General features: G+C 68.4%; 19 protein-coding genes and 1 tRNA gene. 11 read left to right on the top strand and 9 right to left on the bottom strand.

The genetic code is table 11. The features are described from left to right. Positions 1-74 precede the first annotated feature (74 nt). The 4 genes from B9N75_RS09610 to B9N75_RS09625 all read right to left on the bottom strand — a co-directional run bounded on the left by B9N75_RS09610 (position 75) and on the right by B9N75_RS09625 (position 7,125). Positions 75-791 (bottom strand): hypothetical protein, encoded by a 717-nt coding sequence (locus B9N75_RS09610; RefSeq protein WP_244552315.1) that lies wholly within the window; start codon positions 789-791, stop codon positions 75-77. Between the two features lie 7 nt (positions 792-798). Then, on the bottom strand, positions 799-2,784 hold the full coding sequence (locus B9N75_RS09615) for an adenylate/guanylate cyclase domain-containing protein (protein WP_085218600.1): 1,986 nt from the start codon (positions 2,782-2,784) through the stop codon (positions 799-801). Positions 2,785-2,831: 47 nt separating this feature from the next. Then, positions 2,832-5,912: a CHAT domain-containing protein gene (locus B9N75_RS09620; protein WP_157123786.1), complete on the bottom strand. Its 3,081-nt coding sequence runs from the start codon at positions 5,910-5,912 to the stop codon at positions 2,832-2,834. Positions 5,913-6,051: 139 nt separating this feature from the next. Then, entirely contained in the window at positions 6,052-7,125 is a 1,074-nt protein-coding gene (locus tag B9N75_RS09625) for a phosphotransferase (protein ID WP_085218601.1), read from the bottom strand. Positions 7,126-7,224: 99 nt separating this feature from the next. Between B9N75_RS09625 and B9N75_RS09630 the strand changes: the two genes are divergently transcribed. From B9N75_RS09630 to B9N75_RS09645, 5 genes are all read left to right on the top strand, one after another. After that, positions 7,225-7,734: an RNA polymerase sigma factor gene (locus B9N75_RS09630; RefSeq protein WP_157123787.1), complete on the top strand. Its 510-nt coding sequence runs from the start codon at positions 7,225-7,227 to the stop codon at positions 7,732-7,734. Beyond that, complete coding sequence (locus tag B9N75_RS09635; RefSeq protein ID WP_085218603.1) at positions 7,731-8,357, top strand: hypothetical protein; 627 nt, start codon at positions 7,731-7,733, stop codon at positions 8,355-8,357. The genes B9N75_RS09630 and B9N75_RS09635 overlap by 4 nt, the downstream gene beginning before the upstream one ends. 267 nt (positions 8,358-8,624) lie before the next feature. Beyond that, complete coding sequence (locus B9N75_RS14050; protein ID WP_157123788.1) at positions 8,625-8,762, top strand: hypothetical protein; 138 nt, start codon at positions 8,625-8,627, stop codon at positions 8,760-8,762. A gap of 69 nt (positions 8,763-8,831) precedes the next feature. After that, complete coding sequence (locus tag B9N75_RS09640) at positions 8,832-9,812, top strand: HEAT repeat domain-containing protein (protein ID WP_085218604.1); 981 nt, start codon at positions 8,832-8,834, stop codon at positions 9,810-9,812. Continuing rightward, a complete protein-coding gene (locus B9N75_RS09645) occupies positions 9,809-10,738 on the top strand; it encodes a hypothetical protein (RefSeq protein ID WP_085218605.1) in 930 nt (309 codons plus the stop codon). Before B9N75_RS09640 ends, B9N75_RS09645 begins: the two co-directional genes overlap by 4 nt. On the opposite strand, the gene B9N75_RS09650 is transcribed toward B9N75_RS09645, so the two are convergent. Continuing rightward, positions 10,735-12,852 carry a malate synthase G gene (locus tag B9N75_RS09650; protein ID WP_085218606.1) on the bottom strand — a complete coding sequence of 706 codons (2,118 nt, stop codon included), beginning with the start codon at positions 12,850-12,852 and terminating at the stop codon, positions 10,735-10,737. The genes B9N75_RS09645 and B9N75_RS09650 overlap by 4 nt on opposite strands. A 174-nt stretch (positions 12,853-13,026) precedes the next feature. Here B9N75_RS09650 and B9N75_RS09655 point away from each other — a divergent pair, with 174 nt between their 5' ends. Together B9N75_RS09655 and B9N75_RS09660 are read left to right on the top strand one after the other, a co-directional pair. After that, positions 13,027-13,794: an EAL domain-containing protein gene (locus tag B9N75_RS09655; RefSeq protein WP_244552316.1), complete on the top strand. Its 768-nt coding sequence runs from the start codon at positions 13,027-13,029 to the stop codon at positions 13,792-13,794. An 81-nt stretch (positions 13,795-13,875) separates the two neighbouring features. After that, complete coding sequence (locus B9N75_RS09660; protein WP_085218607.1) at positions 13,876-15,462, top strand: peptide chain release factor 3; 1,587 nt, start codon at positions 13,876-13,878, stop codon at positions 15,460-15,462. 19 nt (positions 15,463-15,481) lie between these two features. Here the strand turns inward: B9N75_RS09660 and B9N75_RS09665 are convergent, their stop codons facing one another. From B9N75_RS09665 to B9N75_RS09680, 4 genes are all read right to left on the bottom strand, one after another. Then, positions 15,482-16,420: a winged helix-turn-helix transcriptional regulator gene (locus B9N75_RS09665; protein WP_085218608.1), complete on the bottom strand. Its 939-nt coding sequence runs from the start codon at positions 16,418-16,420 to the stop codon at positions 15,482-15,484. 63 nt (positions 16,421-16,483) lie between these two features. Beyond that, the gene (locus B9N75_RS09670) at positions 16,484-18,289 is read right to left on the bottom strand and encodes an AMP-binding protein (protein WP_085218609.1); all 1,806 of its coding nucleotides are present in this window, start codon (positions 18,287-18,289) and stop codon (positions 16,484-16,486) included. Then, complete coding sequence (locus B9N75_RS09675; protein ID WP_085218610.1) at positions 18,286-18,714, bottom strand: nuclear transport factor 2 family protein; 429 nt, start codon at positions 18,712-18,714, stop codon at positions 18,286-18,288. The genes B9N75_RS09670 and B9N75_RS09675 overlap by 4 nt, the downstream gene beginning before the upstream one ends. 51 nt (positions 18,715-18,765) lie before the next feature. Continuing rightward, a complete protein-coding gene (locus tag B9N75_RS09680; RefSeq protein WP_085218611.1) occupies positions 18,766-19,995 on the bottom strand; it encodes an acetyl-CoA acetyltransferase in 1,230 nt (409 codons plus the stop codon). 135 nt (positions 19,996-20,130) lie between these two features. On the opposite strand from B9N75_RS09680, the gene B9N75_RS09685 reads away from it, so the two are divergent. The 4 genes from B9N75_RS09685 to B9N75_RS09700 all read left to right on the top strand — a co-directional run bounded on the left by B9N75_RS09685 (position 20,131) and on the right by B9N75_RS09700 (position 23,459). Beyond that, positions 20,131-20,204: transfer RNA gene (locus B9N75_RS09685), tRNA-Cys, on the top strand. Positions 20,205-20,259: 55 nt separating this feature from the next. Continuing rightward, positions 20,260-21,351: a sensor histidine kinase gene (locus tag B9N75_RS09690; protein ID WP_157123789.1), complete on the top strand. Its 1,092-nt coding sequence runs from the start codon at positions 20,260-20,262 to the stop codon at positions 21,349-21,351. Further along, positions 21,348-22,070 carry a LytR/AlgR family response regulator transcription factor gene (locus B9N75_RS09695; protein WP_085218613.1) on the top strand — a complete coding sequence of 241 codons (723 nt, stop codon included), beginning with the start codon at positions 21,348-21,350 and terminating at the stop codon, positions 22,068-22,070. The genes B9N75_RS09690 and B9N75_RS09695 overlap by 4 nt, the downstream gene beginning before the upstream one ends. Positions 22,071-22,184: 114 nt before the next feature. After that, the gene (locus tag B9N75_RS09700) at positions 22,185-23,459 is read left to right on the top strand and encodes an amidohydrolase family protein (protein ID WP_085218614.1); all 1,275 of its coding nucleotides are present in this window, start codon (positions 22,185-22,187) and stop codon (positions 23,457-23,459) included. The last annotated feature ends 166 nt before the right edge of the window (positions 23,460-23,625 follow it).

The following is a 23,625-nucleotide window of genomic DNA, read 5'->3' on the forward strand; positions in this document are numbered from 1 at the left end:
AGGGCCGCCGAAGTATTGCCGGACCTATCAGCGCCTTGCCCTGCGGACAATCGCTAATAGGCCCTTAACCCTGTTCACCCGCTCGGCGTGGCAGCGTCCCCGGGGACGCGCGCCGTCTCGATCAGCGTGTCGAGTTGCCCTTTGCACTCGTTGCGGATCAGCGACTCGGCGATGCGGTCGAGCTCGGCCGGCTTGGTCGGCGGCACCGTCTTGAAGGTGACGGTGGTCGCCTGCGCGGCGCCGGGCCAGCTCAGCTTGTAGGTCGCGCCGTCGCGCGGCGCGACGTCGGCCGGCCACGCGATCGCGGACTGGCCCGCCGCCCAGTCGAGCGTCTTCGATTTGCCGCCGCTCGCCACGGTCAGGCGGGTCGGCGTCGCGGCATTGGCGCGCCACAGCATGATCCGCGCCGGATCCTGCATGCACACGTTGCTGCTCTTGGTGACGTCGATGTGCCAGAGCGACGGCGCAAGCGCGGTGGCGCTTGCCGATCCGACGCTCCGGACGGCGCCGATGCGCGCGCGGGGCTTCGGCGTGCTGCTCGCCATCACCACGGCCTGCGAAGGCGCGCCGGCGGGCGTGAACGTGCCCGGTCCGCGCAGCGTGCGCGTGCCGCGCTGGTCGAGCACGACCAATTGGTCGTTCGCCGCCAGCGTGATCTTGGCATTGTCGGCAAGCTGGCGCCCGGCCGGGAAATTCTTCGCGGACGGGCCGGTGGCGCGCACGACGAGAACCTCGGCGGTGGCTGCGGTTGCGCCGGACCCGATGAGGGCGGCGATTATGAGATGACGCATCTTCATATCATTTGGACCCCAAGACAAAGTGACCTCCCGGTCCGGCTTCCCGGACACGATACACGAAATTGGCCAGCGCCGCATCATCGGGCTGGCTGGCGGAAAGGCTTTCCAGCTCGGAAAGCGCGGCGGCGTCGCCGCCGTCATAGCGCTGCCACAGCGCGTTGATCTTCTCGCGGAGCGCGCTGTCCATTTGCGGGACAGGTTCCCACACCGCCACCGGCGTCGCGCGGCCCGAAAGGACGATGCGGCCCATCGGGCGGAAGATGTCCGCACCCGACTCGCGCTTCGCCTCATCGCTGACCAGCACGGTGGTCTTCAGATATTTGTTGGCCGATTCCAGCCGCGCTGCGGTGTTCATACCATCGCCCAGCGCGGTATATTGGATGCGTCCCTCGCCGCCGAAATTGCCGACCACCGCTTCGCCGCGGTGCAGCCCGACGCGGGTGCAGCCGATCTTGGGCAGCTCCGGCCCGGCCGATCGCGCGAAGGCTTCGCCGGCCTCGAACATCTCCACCGCCGCGCGGCAGGCGCGGTCGGCATCGTCGGGCCGCTCGATCGGCGCGCCCCAGAAGGCTACCACCGCGTCGCCGACGAACTTGTCGATCGTCCCGCCGTGCTTGAGGACGGTGTCGCTCATCACGTCGAGATACCGGTTGAGAAGGTCGGAAAGCTGCTCAGGCGTGATCGCGTGGCTGAGCTTGGTGAAGCCTTCCAGATCGGTGAACAACGCATAGATCTGCTTCTTCTCTCCTCGTAGCGCCAGCAGCTCCGGATCCTTCAGGATCTGGGCCGCGATGTCGGCCGGCAGATATTTGCCGAGCGCCGACTGCGCGAAACGCTTCTGCTCCGATCCGACGGCGCGGGCGGCGGTTCCGACCGCCAGGAAGGCGAGGATCCAGCCGACGCCCCAGCCGAATGCGGGCAGGTCCAGCGTATCGACGTTGGTGGTCGCGAGATAAAAGGGCAGCGCGACGAAAAAAGCCAATTGGCCGACAAAGGCGACGCCGAGTTTCCACCCGCGCATTTCGAGGAGGCTGGTGAGCGCGCCCGCCGCGACCACGCCCAGCGCCGCGATCCACAGAGCCCAGCCGGGGATCGGCTGCGGCATCCGCCCGTCGAGCATCTGCGCGAGCAGCCGCGCGTGCACCTCCAGCCCCTTCATGAATTCGCCGGTCTGGCGGGTGAGGGGGGTCTGATAATCGTCGAGGTCCTGGATATCGCCGCCGATCAGCACGTAGCGCCCTTCGATCTGAGCGCGCATCGCCGGCGCCAGTTCGCTCGCGAAGAGGTCGATCGGCAGCCGCGAGATCACCGGATATTCGGGGCTCTTGGGCTGCGGGAAATGGATCGCGCCGCGATAGGCGCGGAATGCCTCGTGCCCCGGCGCCAGCGCATTGGCGAAGAGCGGCGGCAGCGATGCCGGCTGGTCGGGCCAGCGGCGGATGACATTGTCGCCGTCCGGCTGCAGCATGATGCTCGTCGGCCGCACCGGTCCCGGCGCCGACTGTTTCAGGAAGCCGGTCAGGAATTCCTCCTGCCACACGCGCATGTAATCGGGGTTGGTCGCGTTCGAGGCGAAGGCAAGGTAAGTCGGCGTCTTGAGCTGGCGGAAGGTCTCCAGCAGCAGCGAGTCTTCCTCCTGCGGCTGGTCGATCAAGATGTCGATGCCGATCGCCTTGGGATTCATCGCGTCGATCGCGCGCAGCGCGTCGGCCAGCATCTTGCGGTCGAGCGGCGATCGCTTGGCAACCGCTTCCAGCGTCTCGTCGGTATAGACGACCATCACCATCCGCTCGTCCTGCGCGACGCGCGGCGCCGCGCGGTCCACGCGCCAGTCGTAGAGCGCGCGCTCGGCATCGACGGTCAGCGGCAGCGTCCAGCCCTGCCGCGCGACGATCAGCGCGAGCGCAAGGACGATGACGCAGGCGATGAGGCGGACGGGCCCGATCTGCCCGGCGGTGCGGAGGGTGCGCGACTGCCATCGCGGCATTTTGAGCCGCCCGGTCTTCAGCGCTGGTCCCCCCACCCCGTGCACGCTTATTGCGTGCGGAGCACGGGCCGGGCGCCGTCACCCACGATCGCGAAGCCCGACCAGTAATAAGGGTGCGAGGTTGCCGCCTTGTCCATCAGCTCGCGCTGGGCGATGCGCAGCGCCTCCACCGTGGGCGTGCCCGCGGGTGCCTTGAACAGGCCGCTGATCAGTTCCTCGGTCGCGCCATAATCGTCCGGCGCCGGCCAGTGGCTGGCGACGACCGAGCGGCCGCCTGCGCCGACGAAGGCGCGGACGAGGCCATCGAGCGCGAAATTGCCGCCGCTGCCGAGGCCCGCCTCGCGCGTCGCCGCCGCATCCGCCGCGCCCGCGGTGTCGCAGGCGGAGAGGATGACGAGATCGGCGTCGAGCCTCAGGTCGAAGATCTCCTTGAAGGTGAGGAGGCCGTCCGAAGTGAGGTCGCCCGCCGCGTCGCGTTCGAACGAGGTCAGCAGCGCCGGCTGCGCCGGGCATTCGGGCCGCGGCGCGGTGACCAGCCCGTGGGTCGCGAAGTGGAGGATGCGATATTGCGAGAAATCGCGCTGCTTGCGGATCGCCTCGTCGGTAAACTGATCGCCGGTGATGAGCTGCGCCTCGTTCGCGCCGATGATGCCCTGCGCGGTGCGCAGCTCGCGCGCCGAGATCGGGTTGTTCCAGCCCGCGAGCGGCCACGAGCAATCGACCAGCGCATTGCTGCCGCGCGCCGGCGCGGAGGTCAGCCGCACGACCGGCGGCACCGGCGTGTTCTGGCCGAGCCCCAGATATTCGAGCTTGGCCGACGAGGCGGGGACGCCGCGCACGTCACGGAAGGCGCGCGCCGACACCGCGGTCGAGATGTCGTGATCGCGGCCCAGCCAGGCGACGCCGCGGAAATCGAAATCGTCGCGCGGCGCGGCCTTGGCATAGGTCGCAAGGCTCGCATCGTCGGTGACGAGCAGGTTCGGCGGCAGCTTCAGCATCGCGCCCGCGGGCTCGAAGATGATGTGCTTGGCACTGGTCAGTTTGGGCGCCAGCGGGCCGAACAGATCGACATAGAGCTTACGCGATGCGGCGAGGTCGAACGGGTAGGTGTAGGTCTGCCCGTCGCGGTCGAGCGCGATCGTGCCGCGGATTGTGTCCACCGCCGTCTCGAGCTGCGCGGCGGAGATCGGCGCGCGATAGACCGCGGCGTCGGAAGGCGTCACCACCATCGTGTAGACCGTCTGGCCCACCGTCGACATCTTCACATAGGCTTCGTCGGGCCGCATCACCGCGCGCAGGTCCGCCAGCGTCAGCGCCTGTGTTGAGAGCGCCCGGAAGCGCGGGAATTCGGAGAGCTTGGCCTGGGTGACGGCCTGTGCTTCCTCCAGCGTCTTGAGCTGGTCGGCGAGGCTCAGCACCTGCTGCGGATCGACCGCGCCCGCGGTCGCATCGTCGGCGTTGAGCCGCGCCAGCTCGACGCGTGCCTGCTCGACCTCGCGGGTGAGGTTGACCGATTGGCGGAAGAGGCGCGCCGCCTCGTCGTCGCCCGCGCTCAGCTCGCGCGCGAGCACCGCCTGCGTGCTGGCGACGCCGGGGCGCACCAGCGTCTCGCCGGCGAGGAAGAAGTCGTCCGCCAGCTCGGGACGCCGCGGCACCTCGCGCGCAAGCAGCGCGAAATAAGGCGCCAGCATGTCGCCCGAAACGTTGGTCGAAAGCGCGCCGTCGCCCGCCCGCGACACGATCTCGCGATAGAGCGCGATCGCCGCCTCGGTCTGCCCGCGCCGCGCGAGATAGGCAGCAAGCCGGGCATTGGCGGCGGCGACCGCGATCGAATTGGGATATTCGATCGCCAGCACCGCCACCGCCTCGCGCAGCAGCGTCTCGGCCTCGGCATAATCGTTGCGTGCCTCGGCGAGCAGCGAAAGTTCGTTCAGCCCCTGCGAGCGCAGCCGCGCGATCGAGGTGACGCGGCCTTCGCGGATCGCCATCAGGCTGGCGAGCGCGGCGTTGACCGTGGTGTCCGCCGCGGCGGCATTGCCTTCGATCCGGTCGATCGTGCCGCGCAGCAGCTCGGCCTGCGCGTCGAGGATCGCCGCGCGCTCCTCGGGCGTCAGGCTCGCCGTCCGCGCGCCCGAAAGCTGCTGCGCGAGCGGCAGCGAACTGTTGATGATGTCGGCCGCGGCGGGTGTGATCACCGCGTCGCGCGTCGCGGGTCCCGCCGTCGCGGTCATCGCCGGCAGCGGCTGCTGCAGCAGCGTATCCGCCTCGCCGAACTTGCGCTGGTTCATCAGGTGCAGCGCGCGGAAGTTGCGGCGCAGGCGAAGCTGCACCGGGTCCGACGTCGCATAGCGCTCGGCCTCGCGGAACAGCGCGTCGGCTTCCTGGAAATTGCCGAGGTTGGAGCGCTGCAGCGCGCGGTTGATCAGGAATTCGCCGATATAGCGCTGGTTGTCGCCCTCCTGGCTGCGCTCCAGCAGCGTGTCGAAGAACTCCGCCGCTTCGGCATAATTGCCGCTGTTGTTGCGGCGATAGCCTTCGTCGCGCGCCTGATCGACGTCGAGCGTCCCGGCCTGGACGCGCGCAAAGGCCGCGGGGTCGCCCACGTCGGTCGCAGCGATGCTGATCTCGCCGGGGACAATCCGGTCGGCGACGACGGTGCGCAGGCCCAGCGTCAGCGCGCTGTCATAGCCGGCGAGACCCTCGGCGACATAGACGGTGCGCCCGGCGTCATGCGTATAGACACGATAGCCGACTTCGGCGTCGGTGAGCTTGCACTGCTCGCTGGTGACGTTGCGCAGTTCGTCAAAGGCGGTGGTAGTGCCGCCGCCGCCGCATTGTGCGGTCGCGGCGCGGATCTGCGTCAGCCGAGCGAGCGGATCGCCGCCCGATTTGCGCAGCGCATAGATCCGCCCGACCGGCTTCACCGCGTCGCGGCAGACGATCGAATAGACGCGGTCGAACATCGTCGCGATCGCGGGATCGACGCTCACCGACTGCACCTGGCAGAGCGCATCGCCGCCCGTGCCGAGCCGGAAGCTGTTGTCGAGCGAAGGGCGCACCGAAGATTGCGCGAGAGCGGGCGCCGCCGTTCCGGCCAGCGCCACAGCCAATATCGTACCGAACCGCACCTGCGACCTCCCCACCCCATGTCGTCTAAATGCATCAACGCCGGACGGGGGCTCCCCAGCCACACCGGCCGCCGGCTCGACTCACCGTCGCCAGACTATGCCGATCCGCGCTGCAAGTCCAACAGGATAGCGGGGCGGCTCATCGCGCCGCGGCGCGCTCGGCCTGCCGCCAGGCCAGTTCGGCGAGCGGCTCGAGCCCTTCGGCCATCGCCGCGGCATGCGCCGAAGCGGCGGTGCCGCGCACCAGCCGCCCCTTGATGCCGTGGACGATCGCCGCCAGCCGGAACATGTTGAAGGCGATGTAGAAGTCGAGATCGGGGATGCCCGTCCGCCCGGTCCGCGCGCAATAGGCCGCGACATAGTCCGCCTCGCTCGGAATGCCGAGCGCGGCGAGATCGCGCCCTTCGAGCCCGGCGAGGAAGCCGACCGGCATCCGGTACATCATCAGATGATAGGCGAAGTCGGACAGCGGATGGCCGAGCGTCGACAGCTCCCAGTCGAGCACCGCCAGCACCTTCGGTTCGGTGGCGTGGAAGATCATGTTGTCGCAGCGGAAATCGCCGTGGATGACGCGCACCTCCTCGTCGTCCTCGTGCGGGATGTTGGCGGGCAGCCATTCGACCAGCCGGTCCATCGGCGCCACCCGCCCGGCCTCGGCGTCACCCAGATATTGTTTCGACCAGCGGCCGATCTGCCGCTCGAAATAATTGCCGGGCTTGCCATAGTCGCCGAGGCCCGCGGCTTCGGGGTCGATCCGGTGCAACGCGGCGATCGTCGCGTTCATCGCATCGAAATAGGCGGCGCGCTCGGCGGCCGGCACTTCGGGGAAATGCGCTTCCCAGAAGATCCGCCCCTCGACCATCTCCATCACGTAGAAGGCGGTGCCGATGATCGACGGGTCTTCGCAAAGCCCCAGCGCGCGCGCGACCGGAAAGTCCTGCCGACCCAGCGCGTCGATCACCCGATATTCGCGGTCGATGGCGTGCGCGCCGGGCAGCAGCTTGCCTGGCGGCTTGCGCCGCATCACATAGGATCGGCCCGGCGTGTCGAGCCGGTAGGTCGGGTTGGACTGGCCGCCCTTGAACTGCCGTACCGTCAGCGGGCCCGCATAGTCCGCGACATGGTTCTTCAACCATTGGTCCAGAATGGCGTCGTCGAACCGGTGGGCATCGCGGACTTCGGTCGTGCCGCTGTTCTGGGCGCTTCTGTCCATCTGGAATCTTTGTCCTTTTCGGGCGGATCGGAATGAGCCTATCTAAATCCGCAGGGGAGTTCGATGGCAACGGGCGCGTCGCCCTTTTCTTCGATATCGATGGCCGGTGACGCCGGCCAGAAGCGGCTGTTCGCCGAAGTCACGAGCACGTGCACGGGTCTCATTTCGCGCGTCGCTCTGTCGTTCGAGAATGATCCGTCGCTGCGGCGCGAGCTGATCCAGGACATATTACTCGCCATCTGGCTCGCGCTTCCCGCCTTCCGGGGCGAGGCGTCGCTCAAGACCTTCGTCGCCAGCATCGCTCAGAAACGGAGCATTTCCCACGTGACACGCCGGGCGCGCGAGCCAAGGCAGGTCGCGTTGCCGCCCGATCTTCCGTCCGCCGCGCTGGCGCCGGACGAGATCGCGCTGCGCAACGATCAGCGTAAGCAATTGGTGGACGCCATTCAGCTCCTGCCGATTCCGCAGCGGGAGGCGATCGTGCTTTGCCTGGAAGGCTTCAGCTATGCCGAGGTGGCGGAGGTGCTCGGCATCTCGATCAACGCCGCCACCTTGCGCTGCCAACGCGCCAAGATGGCGCTCAAATCCATGATGGAGCGTCGCGGATGACCGCCGGGGATTTCGACGAATTCGCCGCGCTCTGGACGGACGACGAGCAGTCCGGCGCGGAAGACCGCGCGATCGTCGAGCGGCTCGCCGCTCGGACGAGCTGGCGCGCCAGCGCGGTCGAATATCTCGAATGGGGTCTCGCCGCGCTTCTCATGATCGCGATCGCCGCCGCCATCCTCGTCGAGGGCAGGCCCGCCGCGCTGATCGTCGGCGCCTGCCTCGCCGGCGCGATCCTCTGGTCGTCGTGGCGGCGGCACAAGCTGCGCCAAGTCGCGCGCGATCTCGCCTTCGGCGATCGCCCGTCGATGCTGGAGACCGCGATCCGCGCAGCGCGCGCCGATCTCAGGCGCTCCAACCTCGGCGTCGGGCTCATCCTGCCCGGCTTTATGCTCGGCGCGCTGCTCCAGCATATCGCCAAGTCCGGCGGCATCGCCGGCTTCGGCGAGGCGCTGATCGCCTCGATGCTGCGCGGTGGCCCGCCGCTCGCCGGTTATGTCGTGCTCGGCGCAGTGATCGCCTGGCTGATCCGCTCGAACCGCCAGCTCCGCACCAGCCTCCGCCGGCTCGAAGATTTGCTTGCCGAATATCGCGAGGAGGAGCGGCTGGACCGCGACGAACTTTAACCATCGCGTGTCCCGGCAATCGCGCGATTTCGCGCCGCCCGAAAATTTTTTCGTAACCATAAGACAGGTTTCGCGAACCCCGGGGACTTAAGCATCCGGGGGAAGGAGTGCTGCGTCCCGCAAGGACAGCATCGCTCCGGCAAATCGGGCGCCGCGTCATGCGGCCGGATGGGGGCCGGGCGATGCAATCCGAACGGGAGGTCCCTGGCCGGGCCACCACGCCGTCTCCCTCCTCCAGGCTGAAAGCATCCTTGGAGGAAGCGGGACATGAAAAAGAAGATCGACATTGCGCAGCTGCCTGAACTCAAGACCAGCATCGGAATTCATGGCTCACGGCGTCAAAAGGAAACCGGCGGACCCATCTGCGTCGGTGCCGCGATCGGTTTGTTCATCTTGAACTACTGACGCGATTCTGGCGGGCGGAGGCGGGGAGGCCTCCGTCCGCCTTTTTTGCTCACATACGAAGGTGCGCGCATGAGGCCCGGGCCGGAACTCGAACGCTGGCTGGCCGATCCCGGCAAGCACCAGGCCGTGGCGGATCGCTGGGATGCTTATACGCTCGCGATGGGCCGCCACCCTTTGATCGCGGGCCTCAAGGCCGATCTCGCCGCGCTTGACGATCCCGCGCCCGCGGCGGTGCTCGCGGTCGCTGAATCCTTTCTCGACCGCACCGCGACGATCGAAGCGCTGATTGAGGATCTTATCGCCTCTGCGGCGGCTGATCCCTTCCTCCGCCTCCCGTTCATGGAGGTCCGCACCGACGTCAATTTCGGCCTCCTGCTGTTCGAGAATCCGCTTCTCCAGATTTCGATCGGCGTCATCTCGGTGGACGCGCTCGCCGCCAAGCGCAGCGGCCGGCGCGGCGGCGCATCGATCAGCTTCACTGGCCACACCACCGCCTATCAGTTCGTCAAGGGCGGCGGCGCGACGCTATCGCTGTGGGAGGCACCCGCCGTCGCCGCGGGCTTTCGCCGCGATCCCGGCGTGCGCTGCCGTCCCGCCGGCACCCGCCATGTGCGCGATGGCGACCGGCTTATCCTCGACGGCCGCCGCCAGAGCTTCGCGATCGAGCATGCGTCGTCGGACATCGTCCACATCCAGGCGGCGGTGCGCACCGGCACGGCGCCCTTCGCGGTCGAATATGATGCTGCCACCCTGGAGCTCATTGGCGCGAGCAGCACCGATGAAGCGGCGTCGCGCCTCCAGATGATGGTCTCCATGCTGCGCATCCTTGATCGTACCGATGCCGCGCCGCTGATCGCCGAGGCGCTCGACAGCCCACATTTCCACATCCGCTGGCATGTGATGCGCGAGCTGCTCGCGCTCGATGCCGATCTCGCCCATCCGCACCTGCTCCGCATGGCGGTCGCCGATCCGCATCCAGAGGTGCGCAACGCTGCGCGCCAGACGCTCGAAGCCTTTTTCGCCCCGGAGGACGAACCTTGCCCCGCGTGATCCCGACAGCCGACGAGGACAGCATCGAACTCGGCGACCTCATCGAGAGGCTGGAGACGAGCGATTTCGATGGCCGCGACGAAGAGGGGTTCGCATCCTGGGCGCCGGAGCTTCGCAAGCTCGCCAACAACCGCAGCTTCCTCGCCGATCTCGTCATCGACGAATTGAAGGATCATTGCCGCAGCCAGCTTCGCGGCAATCAATACGGCCCGCAGGTCGTGATGCTCTACAACCGCTCGAAGCGCTTCATGCTGCGCGCGAATTTCTGGCCGGCGGTCACCGACAGCGTCATCCAGTCGTCGGGGCCGGAGCATTTCTTCTACGGCCTCGCGCACGATCACAATTTCTCGTTCCTCACCGTCGGCTATCTCGGCCCGGGCTATTGGAGCGAATATTACGAATATGATTATGGCGCGGTGCTCGGCGTGCCGGGCGAGGCGGTGCCGCTGCGCTTCGTCGAGAAGGCAAAACTCGATGAGGGCAAGGTGATGCTCTACCGCGCCCATCAGGACATCCACCTCCAGCTCCCCGCCGATGCGATGTCGGTCTCGCTCAACATCCTCGAGGGTTCGCACTCGATCATGTTCCGCGATCAATATGAGTTCGACGTGCGCGGCGGCTTCGTGAAGCGGATCATCACCTCGCTCGCGCTCGAGCAATTGCTCGCGCTCTCCGCACATTTCGGTGGCGACAAGGGGCGCGAGCTGATCGACACCTTCGCCGCCGGCCACCCCAGCGACCGCGTCCGCGCGCAGGCGGTGCGCGCGCAGGCGTCGGCCTTCGCGTCGGTGGACGATCGGATCGCGCATTACGAGCGCGCGGCGCGGACCGGCAATCCGTTCGTCAGCGCCATCGCCGCGCGCGAGGTGGAGCGGATCGAGGCCAACCGCGACTGGATCGAGCGGCCCCGGACCGCCGCCGCCTAGGCGCCTTTCAGTTTCAGCCGATAGGCGTGGAGCAGCGGCTCGGTATAGCCCGAGGGCTGCGCTTCGCCCTCGAAGATCAGCGCCGACGCCGCTTGGAAAGCGATGCTCGCCGCCGGATCGTCCGCCATCGGCCGGTAGAGTGGGTCGCCTGCATTCTGCCGGTCGACTACCGCCGCCATCCGCAGCAGCGCCGCCTTCACCGCATCCTCGTCCACCACATCATGCGCCAGCCAGTTGGCGATATGCTGGCTGGAGATGCGGCAGGTCGCGCGGTCCTCCATCAGGCCCACGTCGTGGATGTCGGGCACCTTGGAACAGCCCACCCCCTGGTCGATCCAGCGCACGACATAGCCGAGGATGCCCTGGCAATTGTTGTCCAGTTCCTCGGCGATTTCCTCCCGGCTCCAGTTGCGCCCCTCAGCCACCGGCACGCGCAGCATCTCGTGCAGCTTCGCGGGCGCGCGCCCGGCAATCTCCTGCTGCCGCGCGCGCAAGTCGACGCGGTGATAATGGATCGCGTGCAGCGTCGCGGCGGTGGGGGAGGGCACCCAGGCGGTGTTCGCGCCCGCCTCGGGGTGCGCGATCTTCTGCCCCAGCATGTCCGCCATCCGGTCGGGCATCGCCCACATGCCCTTGCCGATCTGCGCCCGCCCCGCGAAGCCGCAGGCGAGGCCGGTGTCGACATTATTGTCCTCATAGGCCTTCAGCCACGCCGCGCCCTTCATCTCGCCCTTGCGGATCATCGGGCCGAGCTTCATCGCGGTGTGGATTTCGTCGCCGGTGCGGTCGAGGAAGCCGGTGTTGATGAAGACGATCCGTTGCCGCACCGCATGGATGCACGCCGCGAGGTTGAGCGTGGTCCGCCGCTCCTCGTCCATCACGCCGATCTTCATCGCGTTGCGCGGCAGGCCGAGCATGTCCTCCACCCGGTCGAACAGGATGTTGGCGAAAGCGGCTTCCTCCGGCCCGTGCATCTTGGGCTTGACGATATAGAGTGATCCCGCCGCGCTGTTCGCCCGCGCGCCGTTGATGTCGTGCAGCGCGATCAGCGCCGTGATCGCGGCATCGGCGATCCCTTCGGGCGCATCCTTGCCGTCCACCCGGATCATCGGATTGGTCATCAGATGGCCGACGTTGCGCACGAACAGCAGTGCGCGGCCCTTCAGCGTCACCGGCCCGTCGGCGCTCTCGAAGGTCCGGTCGGGCTCCAGCCTGCGCTCCACCTCCGCGCCGCCCTTGGCAAAGCGCGCGGAAAGATCGCCGCGCATCAGCCCCAGCCAGTTGCGATAGACGCCGACCTTCTCCGCGCCATCCACCGCCGCGACCGAATCCTCGCAATCCATGATCGCGGTGATCGCGCTTTCCAGGAGGATGTCGGCGACACCCGCCTTGTCGCTCGCGCCGATCCGGTCGGTCGGGTCGATGCGGATTTCGAGGAGGAGGTTGTGGTGGCGGAGCAGGATGCCGCCCTCGCGCCAGCCGGCGAGCTGCGCGGGATTCCTGAGCCCGCCGCGGTCGGTGCTCAGCCGCCCCTCGACGATGGCATAGTCCGAAACGTCGGCATGGCTGCCGCTGTCGAGCGGCGCAATTTCGTCGAGCAGCGCGCGGCCCCATGCGATCACCCGCGCGCCGCGCGCGTCGTCGTAACCGCCGCCCTGCGGCGAACCGCCCATCGCATCGGTGCCGTAGAGCGCGTCGTAGAGGCTCCCCCAGCGCGCGTTGGCGGCGTTGAGCGCGTAGCGCGCATTGTTGACGGGGACGACGAGCTGCGGCCCGGCGATCGCCGCGATCTCGGGATCGACATCGCCGGTCTCGATTGCGAACGGCGACGGCGCATCGACCAGATAGCCGATGTCGCGCAGGAAGGCCTCTTCCTCCGCCGGATCGGGCGCCCGGCCGCCAAGCCCCGCGTTGCGCGCATCGATCTTCCTCTGCAGTTCCTCGCGCACCGCCAGCAGCCGTTCGTTCTCCGGCGTCAGATCGCGCAGCAGCGATGCAAGGCCGGACCAGAAGGTGTCCGGCGCGATCCCCGTGCCCGGCAGCGCCTCGTCCTCGATAAAGCGGCGCAGCACGCCATCGACCTCGATCCCCGCCACCGCTTCGTATCGCTGCATGAAGTCTGCCCCCGCGTGCCGTTCTACCCCGACCTATGCGGGAATGCGCCCCCACCCGCAACGCCCGCGCGCGGCCGTGACATCTTCACATGGATCAGCACGATTTCCGCCGCCTTTACAGCGCGCTATTAACCTCTTGCGACCTAAGAGGCAGGCTTCGGCTTGGAGAATGACATGGCCTGCACAGGATGCCGCGACGGGCGCGCGCTCGATTTCGATTTCTCGATGGCCTTCCAGCCGATCGTCGATCTCGCGACCATGCGGCCCTATGCCTATGAAGCGCTGATCCGCGGCCTGAACGGCGAGGGCGCGGCCGAGGTGCTGGCCCGCGTCACGCCCGACAATCTCTATGCCTTCGATCAGCGCTGCCGCGTCCGCGCCATCGAGCTCGCCGCGCGCGCCGGCATCCTCGAGACCGGCGCGCGCCTCTCGATCAACTTCTTGCCGAACGCCGTCTATTCGCCGGTCGCCTGCATCCAGCTCACGCTCAAGACCGCGCGCGAACTCGATTTCCCGACCGACCGGCTGGTGTTCGAATTCACCGAGAACGAGCAGATGCTCGATCCCGATCACGTCGCTTCCATCGCTGCCGCCTATCACAAGATGGGCTTCGGCATCGCGCTCGACGATTTCGGAGCCGGGCATGCGGGGCTCGGGCTGCTCGCACGCTTCCAGCCGGATACGGTGAAGCTCGACATGGAGCTGGTGCGCGGCATCGACGCCAGCCTGCCGCGCCGCGTCATCGTCGGCGGCATTGTCGATATGTGCCGCAAGCTCGGCATCGCCGTCGTCGCCGAAGGGGTGGAGACCGAAAGCGAGCTCGCCGCCCTCCGCGCGCTCGGCATCGGCTATGCCCAGGGCTATCTGCTCGGACGCCCCGGCTTCGAGCATCTTCCCGCGGTGACGCCGCCTGCCGTGCCCGAGGTCGCCGCAGCGGCCTGACCCGCCGCCCAGCGCATTGCGGGTGGAAACCGCGGCGGCGTGGCGCTATCGCGCGCCGGACTCATTTCCCGGACACCCGCCATGCCCACCCGCCCAACCGGCCGCCCCGACCGGCGCACCTTCGCGATCATTTCCCACCCCGATGCGGGCAAGACCACGCTGACCGAAAAGCTGCTGCTGTTCGGCGGCGCGATCCATCTTGCCGGCGAGGTGAAGGCGCGGGGGCAGAACCGGCGCGCGCGATCGGACTGGATGAAGATCGAGCAGCAGCGCGGCATCTCGGTCACCTCGTCGGTGATGACCTTCGAACATGGCGGCGTCACCTTCAACCTGCTCGACACGCCGGGCCACGAGGATTTCAGCGAGGACACCTATCGCACGCTCACCGCGGTCGATTCGGCGGTGATGGTCATCGACGCCGCCAAGGGCATCGAGCCGCAGACGCGCAAGCTGTTCGAGGTCTGCCGCACCCGCAACGTCCCCATCATCACCTTCGTCAACAAGGTCGATCGCGAGGGCCGCGAGCCCTTCGCCCTGCTCGACGAGATCGCCGATGCGCTGGCGCTCGACGTCGTGCCGATGAGCTGGCCGGTCGGCATGGGCGGCACGTTCGAAGGCATCTACGATTTCGCGCGCGGGCAGGTAACGCTGCCGGGCGACAACGACAACGGATCGTTCGACGGCGACGTTCTGAAGGCGGAAGGCGTCGAGGACGACGCGCTGGCGCAGCGCCTCTCCGATGCGGCGCTGGAGCATCTGCGCGAGGAGGCGGGTCTGGCGCTCGCCGCTTATCCCGAATTCGATGCCGACGCCTATCTCGCGGGCGATCTCACCCCGGTCTATTTCGGATCGGCGCTCAAGGAGTTCGGCGTCGCCGAGCTGATCGCCGCGCTCAGCGATTTCGCGCCCTCGCCCAAGCCGCAGCCGACCGCGGACGGATCGGTCGATCCCGACGCGCCCGCGGTCAGCGGCTTCATCTTCAAGGTGCAGGCGAACATGAACCCGCAGCACCGCGATCGCGTCGCCTTCATGCGGCTCTGCTCGGGGCGCTTCAAGCGCGGCATGAAGCTGATGCAACCCTCCACCGGCAAGGCGATCGCCGTGCACAGCCCGATCCTCTTCTTCGCGCAGAACCGCGAGCTGGCGGACGAGGCCTGGCCCGGCGACATCATCGGCATCCCCAACCACGGCACTTTGCGGGTCGGCGATACGCTGACCGAGGATGCGGCCATCCAGTTCACCGGCCTCCCCAATTTCGCGCCGGAGATCCTCCGCCGCGTCGTCCTCGCCGATCCGACCAAGACCAAGCAGCTCAGGAAAGCGCTCGACGACATGGCGGAAGAGGGGGTGACGCAGGTCTTCTACCCCGCGATCGGCGCCAACTGGATCGTCGGCGTCGTCGGCCAGCTTCAGCTCGACGTGCTCATCTCGCGCCTCCAGGTCGAATATAAGGTCGATGCCCGGTTCGAGGATTCGCCGTGGAACACCGCGCGCTGGATTTCGGGCGCCGAGAAGGACGTCGAGCGCTTCGTCGATACGCACAAGAGCCAGATCGCGACCGACCGCGACGGCGCACCGGTGTTCATGGCCAAGGATGCGTGGGAGCTGAGCTTCCACGAAGGCCGCAACGACGCGATCCGCTTCACCGCGATCAAGGAACGCGCCTGAGCCTTTGGCGCGGCGCGGGTCAGAAGACCGGCGTCGTCCTTTCCTCGCGCACCCGGAACTCGACGTCCTCGGGCTCGATCGGCGCGCGGCATTCGGAGCAGACCACCTTGGCGATGAGCTCCTTGCCGCAATCCTTGTGCTTCAGCAGCAGCGGCGGGCCTTCGGGCGCGACATAATAAGTGTCGCCCCACTGCATCAGCATCAGCAGCGCGGGATAATAATCCACGCCTTTGCGGCGGAGCTTGTATTCGTAGCGCGGCGGGCTCGACGCATATTGCTCCTGCCGGATCACGCCGATGCTGGTCAGCCAGGCGAGCCGTTCGGACAGGATGTTGGTGGCGATCGCGGTGTCGCGGCGGATCTCGTCGAAGCGGCGCACGCCGGTGAAGATCGATCGCATGATGAGGCTCGCCCAGCGGTCGCCCATCAGTTGCGCCGCCTGGTCCATCAGCGATGTCGCGTCGGTGCTGCTGTCGCGCTGCTGCCGGCGGCGACTGTATTGCGGCACCATCCAGCCGAGCCCCGGCCCTTCCTGCCAGTCGACCCGCGTCGCATCCACCTCGCCGCCGCAATGGCCGCAGGCGGGCGTCGGCTCGAACGCCTTGCCACAGCTCTTGTGGGTCAGCGCGACATCGATCTTGCCCGGCGTCCCCCAGCGATGCTCCCAGCGCAGCAGCATCAGCGCGGTCCAGTATACGTCGCGCCCCTTCGCCGTCATCGCATAGACGTGCCGCGGCGGCGCCTCGCAATAGAGCCTTTTCTCGAACACCCCCGCCTCGACCAGCCGCTTGAGCCGGTCCGAGAGCAGCGCCTTCAGCAGTCCCGTGCGGCGACGGAAATCGTCGAACCGGCGCGCGCCCAGCCAGCTCGCCTCGAGGATGAGCAAGGTCGGCGTGTCGCCGACGATCTCCAGCGCGCGCCAGATCGAGCAGGTGCGGATGAGGGTGGGTGCGGTCATGTCGGGCGCAGCGTCTAGGGGGAGGGGCGGGCGGCGTCGAGCCGTCCGAATGCTAAGACGGCGTCAGACTTGGCGGACGCCGTCGCCCGGCGGATCGGCGAACAGCCGCTCGACATCCGCCTGCCGGTGGTCGAGCACCGCGCGGCGGTTGATCGTCGCCTTGTCCGAAATCTCGTGCGCGTCCACGCTCGGCGGCGTGGTGAGCAGCGCGACCCGCCGGATCGTAGCCGATCCGCCCTGCTGGCCCTTGTTGAACGCCTTGAGCCGCGCCGCGATCTGGTCGAGCACGTCGGCGGGCGCGTCGGGCCGCGGCCAGACGAGCAGCGCGAGATAGGGGCGGTTGTCGTCGCACAGCACCAGCTCTGCCGCGAGCCCGGTGAGCGCCTTCAGCAGCCCCTCGCGGAGCTGCCCGCCATAGACCCAGGTGCCGTTGGCGAGCTTGAACTCCTCCGCCAGCCGCCCGGCGAAGGCGAGGCCTTCCTCCGGCCGCGCTTCATCGTGGAAGCGCGCGAGATCGCCGGTCTTGTAGAAACCCTCCTCGTCGAAGGCTGCGGCGGTGCGTTCGGGTTCGTCGAGATAGCCCTTCATCCGGTTGCCGCCGCGCAGCCGCACCTCGTAGCGCTCGTCATAGGGGACCAGCTTCACCTCCAGCCCCGGCCCGGGCAGCCCGATGCCGACGCGGTCGGTGGGGAAGTGGATCGCCATACAGCCCGACACCATCTCGGTCATGCCATAGCCGGTGGTCATGTGGATGCGGTGGCCGGTCTCCTCCACCGCCAGCGTCTGCAGCCGGTCATAGACATGCTGCGGCAACCCGGCGCCGCCATAGAGCATCAGCAGCATCTTGCTGAAGAAGGTGCGGCGCAGCTCCGCATTCGTCTCCAGCGCATCGACGAGCAGCGCGTAGCCGGAGGGGACATTGTTATAATAGGAGACCGCGATCTCCGAGAGGTTGCGGATCGAGGCGTCGAACAGCCCCGGCACCGGCTTGCCGTGATCGACATGCAGCGCGCCGCCTTCCAGCAGCGTGGTGCGCAGCACTGAGGCGCCGGCGGCATGGTGCCAGGGCAGCCAGTCGAGCATCACGTCGCCCCAGCCCGCGATGCGGCCCAGGAAGCCCTTCGCTTGGCTGGTGTTGGCGGTGATCGCGGCGAGGCTCAGTTGTACGACCTTGGGCAATCCGGTCGAGCCCGAGGTCATCATGTGCGAGGCGACATCCTCGACGTCGATCTTCTCGATCGATTCCGCCACCGCATCGGTCGGCGCAGTCCCGGTCAATTCCTCCAGCGCCACCGCATCCGCGCCGAACGGGGCGGGATCGGTCGAGATGACGATCATCTCGTCAGTCTTGGTCTCGGCGATCGCCTTGGCGAAGGGGGCGAGCGGGTCGGCGTAGATCGCGGCCGGCTTCACCTTGGCGATGACGTGGCGCAGCCGCGCATGATCGCCGCCCGACAGACCGTAGGCGGGGCTCACCGGGGTGTGGATCACCCGCGCGGCATAGCAGGCGAGCTGCATCACCGCGCTCGCCACCGAGTTTTCGCCCATCACGATCACCGATCGGCCGGCGGGAACATGATCGATCAGCCATTGCGTGGCGCCGTCGATCTGGCGCTTCAGTTCGGCATAGGAGGTGTTGTGCCAGGCGCCGTCCGCGCCGCGCACCGCGATCGCGGTCGCATCGCCCTTAGCCGCCGCGCTCCGCGCGAAGTCGCGGGGGATGTTGGCGTCGACGTCGGGCATGGGGATGTTGGTGCCGATGACGAGCGTGCCGTCGTCGCGCCGCTCGATCGCCAGGTCCACCGGCATGAAATCGACCTCGCGGAAGGGCGCGTTGCGATAGTCGGTGCGGTTCCTCGTGTCGGTCATGCCGCCTCCCGTGCGATCAGGTCTTCGATATGGTCCGGACGCGGCTTGCCGGCGCGCAGCCGCTCGATGGTGCGCGCGTCGACATAGTCGCGCCAGCCGCAGATCTGCTCGCCGCGGAAGTCGATCACCCCCGCATAGGGATAAGCGACGCGCTGCCCCTCACTGGTGTCATAGGCGTCGGTGCCTTCGACGAAGAGCCGGTCCGCCGTCTCGGCATGCGCGACGATCGTCCACTCGACCGCGTGCATGTCGGCGGCGAACCGCTCGATCAGCGCGGCCGCTTCCGCCTTGCCGCGCGCGGGCGGCGCGATCGCGGCGGCGTAATGCCAGACCACATCGTCGGTCATCGCGTCGAGCACGAAGGCGCCATCCTTGCGCTCCCATGCGTCGATCACGGCTTTGAACTGCTCGAAGCGGCGCGCCATTTCAGCTCCTCGTCCCGGCGCGGGCCTTGCCCCGTCGCCCTCATGTTTTTCCTACGCAGCCTCGCGCTCCACCACGAAGCTGACGGTGGTGGTGGTCGATCCGCCGATATTGAGCGTCTGCATCCGCCGCGCGCCCTCCACCTGATAATCGCCCGCCGTCCCCGTCACCTGCTTCGCGCCGTCGAGCACCATGCGCACCCCCGTCGCGCCGACCGGATGGCCGAGCCCGATTAGCCCGCCCGAGGGGTTGATCGGGATCCGCCCGCCCATCGCGATGCTGCCGTCCTCGATCGCCTTCCAGGATTCGCCCGGCGCGGTGATGCCGAGATGGTCGATCGCCATATATTCGGTGGTCGTGAAGCAGTCGTGGGTCTCCACCGCGTCGATCTGGTCGACCGCGCTCACCCCCGCGCGCTTCCGCGCATCCTCGATCGCGCGGCGGACCTGCGGGAAGACATAGTCCTGCCCCTCGCTCGCGCGGACCTTGTCGCGATAGGCGATCGGCGCGGAGCGGTGCCCCCAGCCGCTGATCCGCGGCAGGCTGTCGATCGCGACCCCGCGCTTCGCCGCATAATCCGCCGCCGCGCGGCGCGAGGCGAGGAAGATTATTGCCGCGCCGTCGGTGATCTGGCCGCAATCCATCTTGCGGGTGCGGCCTTCCACCACCGGATTGGCGGCATCGTCCTCGCTGAAGCTGTCGGGGCCGAACTGCCAGCCGCGCGTCTGCGCGTTGGGGTTGCGCCGCGCATTGCCGAAATTGGTCTCGGCGATCCGCATCAGATGCGCGTATTTGAGGCCGTGGCGCCGGTCATATTCGTCGGCGAGCTCCGAAAAGGCGCGCGGCCAAATATAGTCCGCATCGGCGAATTCGTGGCCCCGCCAGCAGGCCGCGCCCAGATGGTCGGCCGCCTGCTGCCCCGGCACGTTGCGCATCTGCTCGATGCCGATCACCGCGGCGAGGTCGTAGCGCCCGGCCTCGATCTCGGCCATCGCGGAGAGGATGGCGACGCTGCCCGAGGCGCAGGCCGCTTCGTGCCGCGCGGTCGGCAGTCCGTCGAAATCGGGATGCACCAGCCCGAAGAAACCGCCGAGCAGCGCTTGCCCCGCGAACAGGTCGGATACGAAATTGCCGACATGGCCGGTCTCGATATCGGCGGCGTCGAGCTTCGCCGCGGCGAGTCCCTCGTTCACCGTCTCGGCGAAGGCGCCGGCAAGGTCGGTGCCCTCGCGCGCCCAGTTGCGCGCGAAATCGCTCTGCCAGCCGCCCAGAACATAGACCATCGCCGTCTCCCGAAAGGATTGAGTTCGTTTATACAAGTCATGCGGGCCTGCGCAACCGGCGCGGGGCAGGGCGCTTCAGCGCTCGCGGCCATGACGGTTGACTTGTCCGCGCTCCGCCCGCAGATGCGCCTCGCCGGCCCGATGGCGGAGTGGTGACGCAGAGGACTGCAAATCCTTGCACCCGGGTTCGATTCCCGGTCGGGCCTCCAATTTTCCCGGTATCTTTTTGTGGCGGTGGCGCCGCGCGCGGCTAGTCTCGCGGCGATGGACGCAACGCCAGCCCCGGATCTTGAACCTGCCGAATCGACCGTGCGCCTCGCGCTCCGCCACTGGCGGACGGTGGCGGCCATCTGGCTGGTCGCCGCGCTCGCCTGGACGCCGGCGGTCTATCTCACCACCGGCGGCGAGACCGCCCCGGTCCACATCCTCACCACCTTCGGCGGGATGCTGCTCCATTTCGCGCCCTGGGCGCTGGCGACGCCGCTGTTCCTCGCGCTCGGCCGGCTCCTGCCGCTCGGCCTCGGGCGCACGGCGCCGCATGTTGCGCTGCTCCTCCTCCTCGCAGTCGTCGTCACGCCGCTGCTCACCGCGGTCGGCGTCGCCGCGTCGCGGGTCGTGATGATCGGCCTCGGCGCGTGGCAGTCGGACGGGCTGTTCGCCGGCTTCGGCCGCGCCGCGACGATCACCAGCCTGTTCTCGCTCCCCACCTATGTCGCGATGGTCGCGATCGGCCAGATCACCGCTTATTTCGCCCGCTACCGCGAGCGCGAGCGGCTGCTCTCGCTCGCCCGCGCGCAGGCCTTGCGCGCCCAGATCGCCCCGCATTTCCTGTTCAATGCGCTGAATGCGATCAGCGAGCTCGGCTACAGCGACGCGGCCAAGGCGGACGCCGCGATCGTCCAGCTCGCCTCCTTGCTCCGCGACACGCTCGACCGGCCCGACTGGACGAGCGTGCGCGAGGAGGTGGCGATGATCGCCGACCATGTCGCGCTCCACCGCATGCTGCTCGACGACCGCCTCGCTTTCTCGGTCACGGTCGATCCCGATGCGTGGGAGGCGCGGCTTCCCGCGATGCTGCTCCAGCCGCTGGTCGAGAATGCGCTGGTCCACGGCATCTCGCGCCTGCCGGAGGGTGGCGCGGTCACCCTCCGCGCCGCGCGCGACGGCGCCGATCTCCGCATCGTCATCGCCAACGACGCCCCCGCCGACGTTCCAACCGGCAGCGGCGGCATCGGCCTCGCCAATGTCCGCCAGCGCCTCGCCGCGAGCTTCGCGGGCGCCGCCGCGCTCGCCTTCGACCGGGCCGCAACTTCGGCCACCGCGACGCTCCGCCTGCCATTCGAGCCCGCGCGATGATCCGCGCCGCGATCGTCGAGGACGTGCCGCTGGCGCGCGATCGGCTGCGGCGGATGCTCGCCGCGCATCGGGACATCCGCATCGTCGGCGCCGCGCCCAGCCTCGCCGCCGCGCGCGACATGTTGCGCTCCGCCGAGCCCGATCTCGTCTTCCTCGACGTGCAACTGCCGGACGGGGAGGGGCCGGAGCTGCTCTACCCGATGCCGCCCGCGGCGCGCCCGCTCATCATCTTCCTCACCGCGCGCGCCGATTACGCGCTCCCCGCCTTCGATCTCGAGGCGGTCGATTATCTGCTCAAGCCCGCGGGCGAGACGGAGCTGGCCCGCGCGCTCGATCGGGTCCGCGCGCGCATCCGGCCGGACGCGCCGGAGCCCGATCCGGCCGAAACCCACATCGCCGTCCGGGACGGGCGCCGCACCGATCTCGTTCCGCTCGCCGAGATCGATTATGTCGATGTCGCCGGCCATTATCTCTGCCTGCACGCCGGGCGCGACGTGCATCTGATCCGCGAGCCGATCGCCGCGCTCGCCGATCGGCTGGCGCCTGCCGGGTTCCTCCGCTGTCACCGCTCGGCGCTGGTCCGCACCGGCGCGATCGTCGCGCTGGTCGATCGCCGCAATGGCGATGCCGATCTGACGCTGGCGAGCGGCGCCGTCGTGCCGCTGAGCCGCACCTACCGCCCCGCGCTCGAAGCTGCGCTCGCCGCCGCGAAGCGGTGATCCGCCCGGCCCGCGCCAACCCCGGCCCGGTTCCCGCCAAATCCGGCAGGCCCGCATTGCCCGCACGGCCCGCGCCGGCAAACGCATCGCCCATCACTTCGATGGAGATCGATCATGCGCGCCTTCGCCGCCTCGCTCGCCCTTTGCCTCACGGTTCCGGCAGTCGCCCACTCCGACACGCCCCCGGCCGCCGCGCCCAAGGCCGCCCAGCCCACCATCGCCTTCAAGGGCGGCCGCTGGTTCGACGGCGCCGCCTTCCGTCCCGCGCGCTGGTATGCGGTCGATGGCCGGCTCACGGCACGGCGCCCCAGCCGTATCGACGTTACCGTCGATCTCGGCGCCCGCTACGTCCTCCCGCCGTTGGTCGAGGCGCACAATCACAATGCCCAGAATGCCTTCATGGCACCCGGCACCAACCGCTCGCATCTCGCGCAGGGCATCTTCTATTCGGTGCAGATGTGCGCCAAGCGCGAGGCGCACCAGCCCTTCTCCGGCTTCTTCAATCGGCCGACCACGCTCGACGTCGCCTATAGCGAGGCGTGCTTCTCCTCGTCGGACGGCCACCCGCTCGGCATCGCGCTCGCCTCGATGAAACAGGCGGGCATGGAGCCTTCGGTCGCGGAGATGCGCAAGGGCTACGATCCGATCGACAGTCTCGCCGATCTCGATCGCGAATGGCCGCGCATCGCCGCGAACAAGCCCGATTTCGTCAAGCTCATCCTCATCAATTCGGAACGGCGCGCCGCCGACGCCAGGGATCCCGCGATGTTCGGCTGGCTCGGGCTCGATCCCGCGCTCGTCCAGCCGATCGTCGATCGCGCCCACGCCGCCGGCATCCGCGTCATCGCCCATGGCGACAGCGCGGCGGACATCGCCATCGCGGTCCGCGCCGGCGCCGACATGATCGCGCACCTCCCCGGCTACCGCATCGCCGCCAACATGAAGGTCGAGGATTATCGCATCGCCGACGATGTGATCGCGGAGGCCGCGCGGCGCGGCACCGTCTTCGTCACCACTGCCGGCATCGCGAAGCACGACATCGCCAAGCGACCGCACCACGCGGCGCCGATCCGCGCGATGCAGATCGAGAATCTCACCCGCCTCCGCGCCGCGAACGTGCTGATCGTCATCGGCAGCGACGATGTGATGGGCAATGTCATCGGCGAGATCCTCTATCTCGACACCCTCGGCGTCATGCCCCGCGCCGAGTTGCTCCGCCGCGCGACGCAGGACAGCGCGCGGCTGATGTTCCCCAACCGCCGCATCGGCGCGTTTGAGGAGGGGGCCGAAGCCAGCCTCGTCGCCTATGAGTCCGATCCGCTCGCCGGGCTCGCCGTCCTCAAGACGCCCGCGCTCCGCATCAAGCAGGGCGCACTGCTCGCCGACTGATCCGGATTCGCGTGCCCATCTGTCCGCATCCGGACATTCCTCTGTCCGGATGCGGACATTCTGCTGTGCCTTTGGCCATGCTATTCCCGCGATCGCGCGGCACCCGCGCTTGGCACGCGCCTTGCTCCGTCAGGGGCAGCGGGGGCGGCCATGCTGGGGTGCCGTC

It is taken from the genome of Allosphingosinicella indica (assembly GCF_900177405.1).
GTDB lineage: Bacteria > Pseudomonadota > Alphaproteobacteria > Sphingomonadales > Sphingomonadaceae > Allosphingosinicella > Allosphingosinicella indica.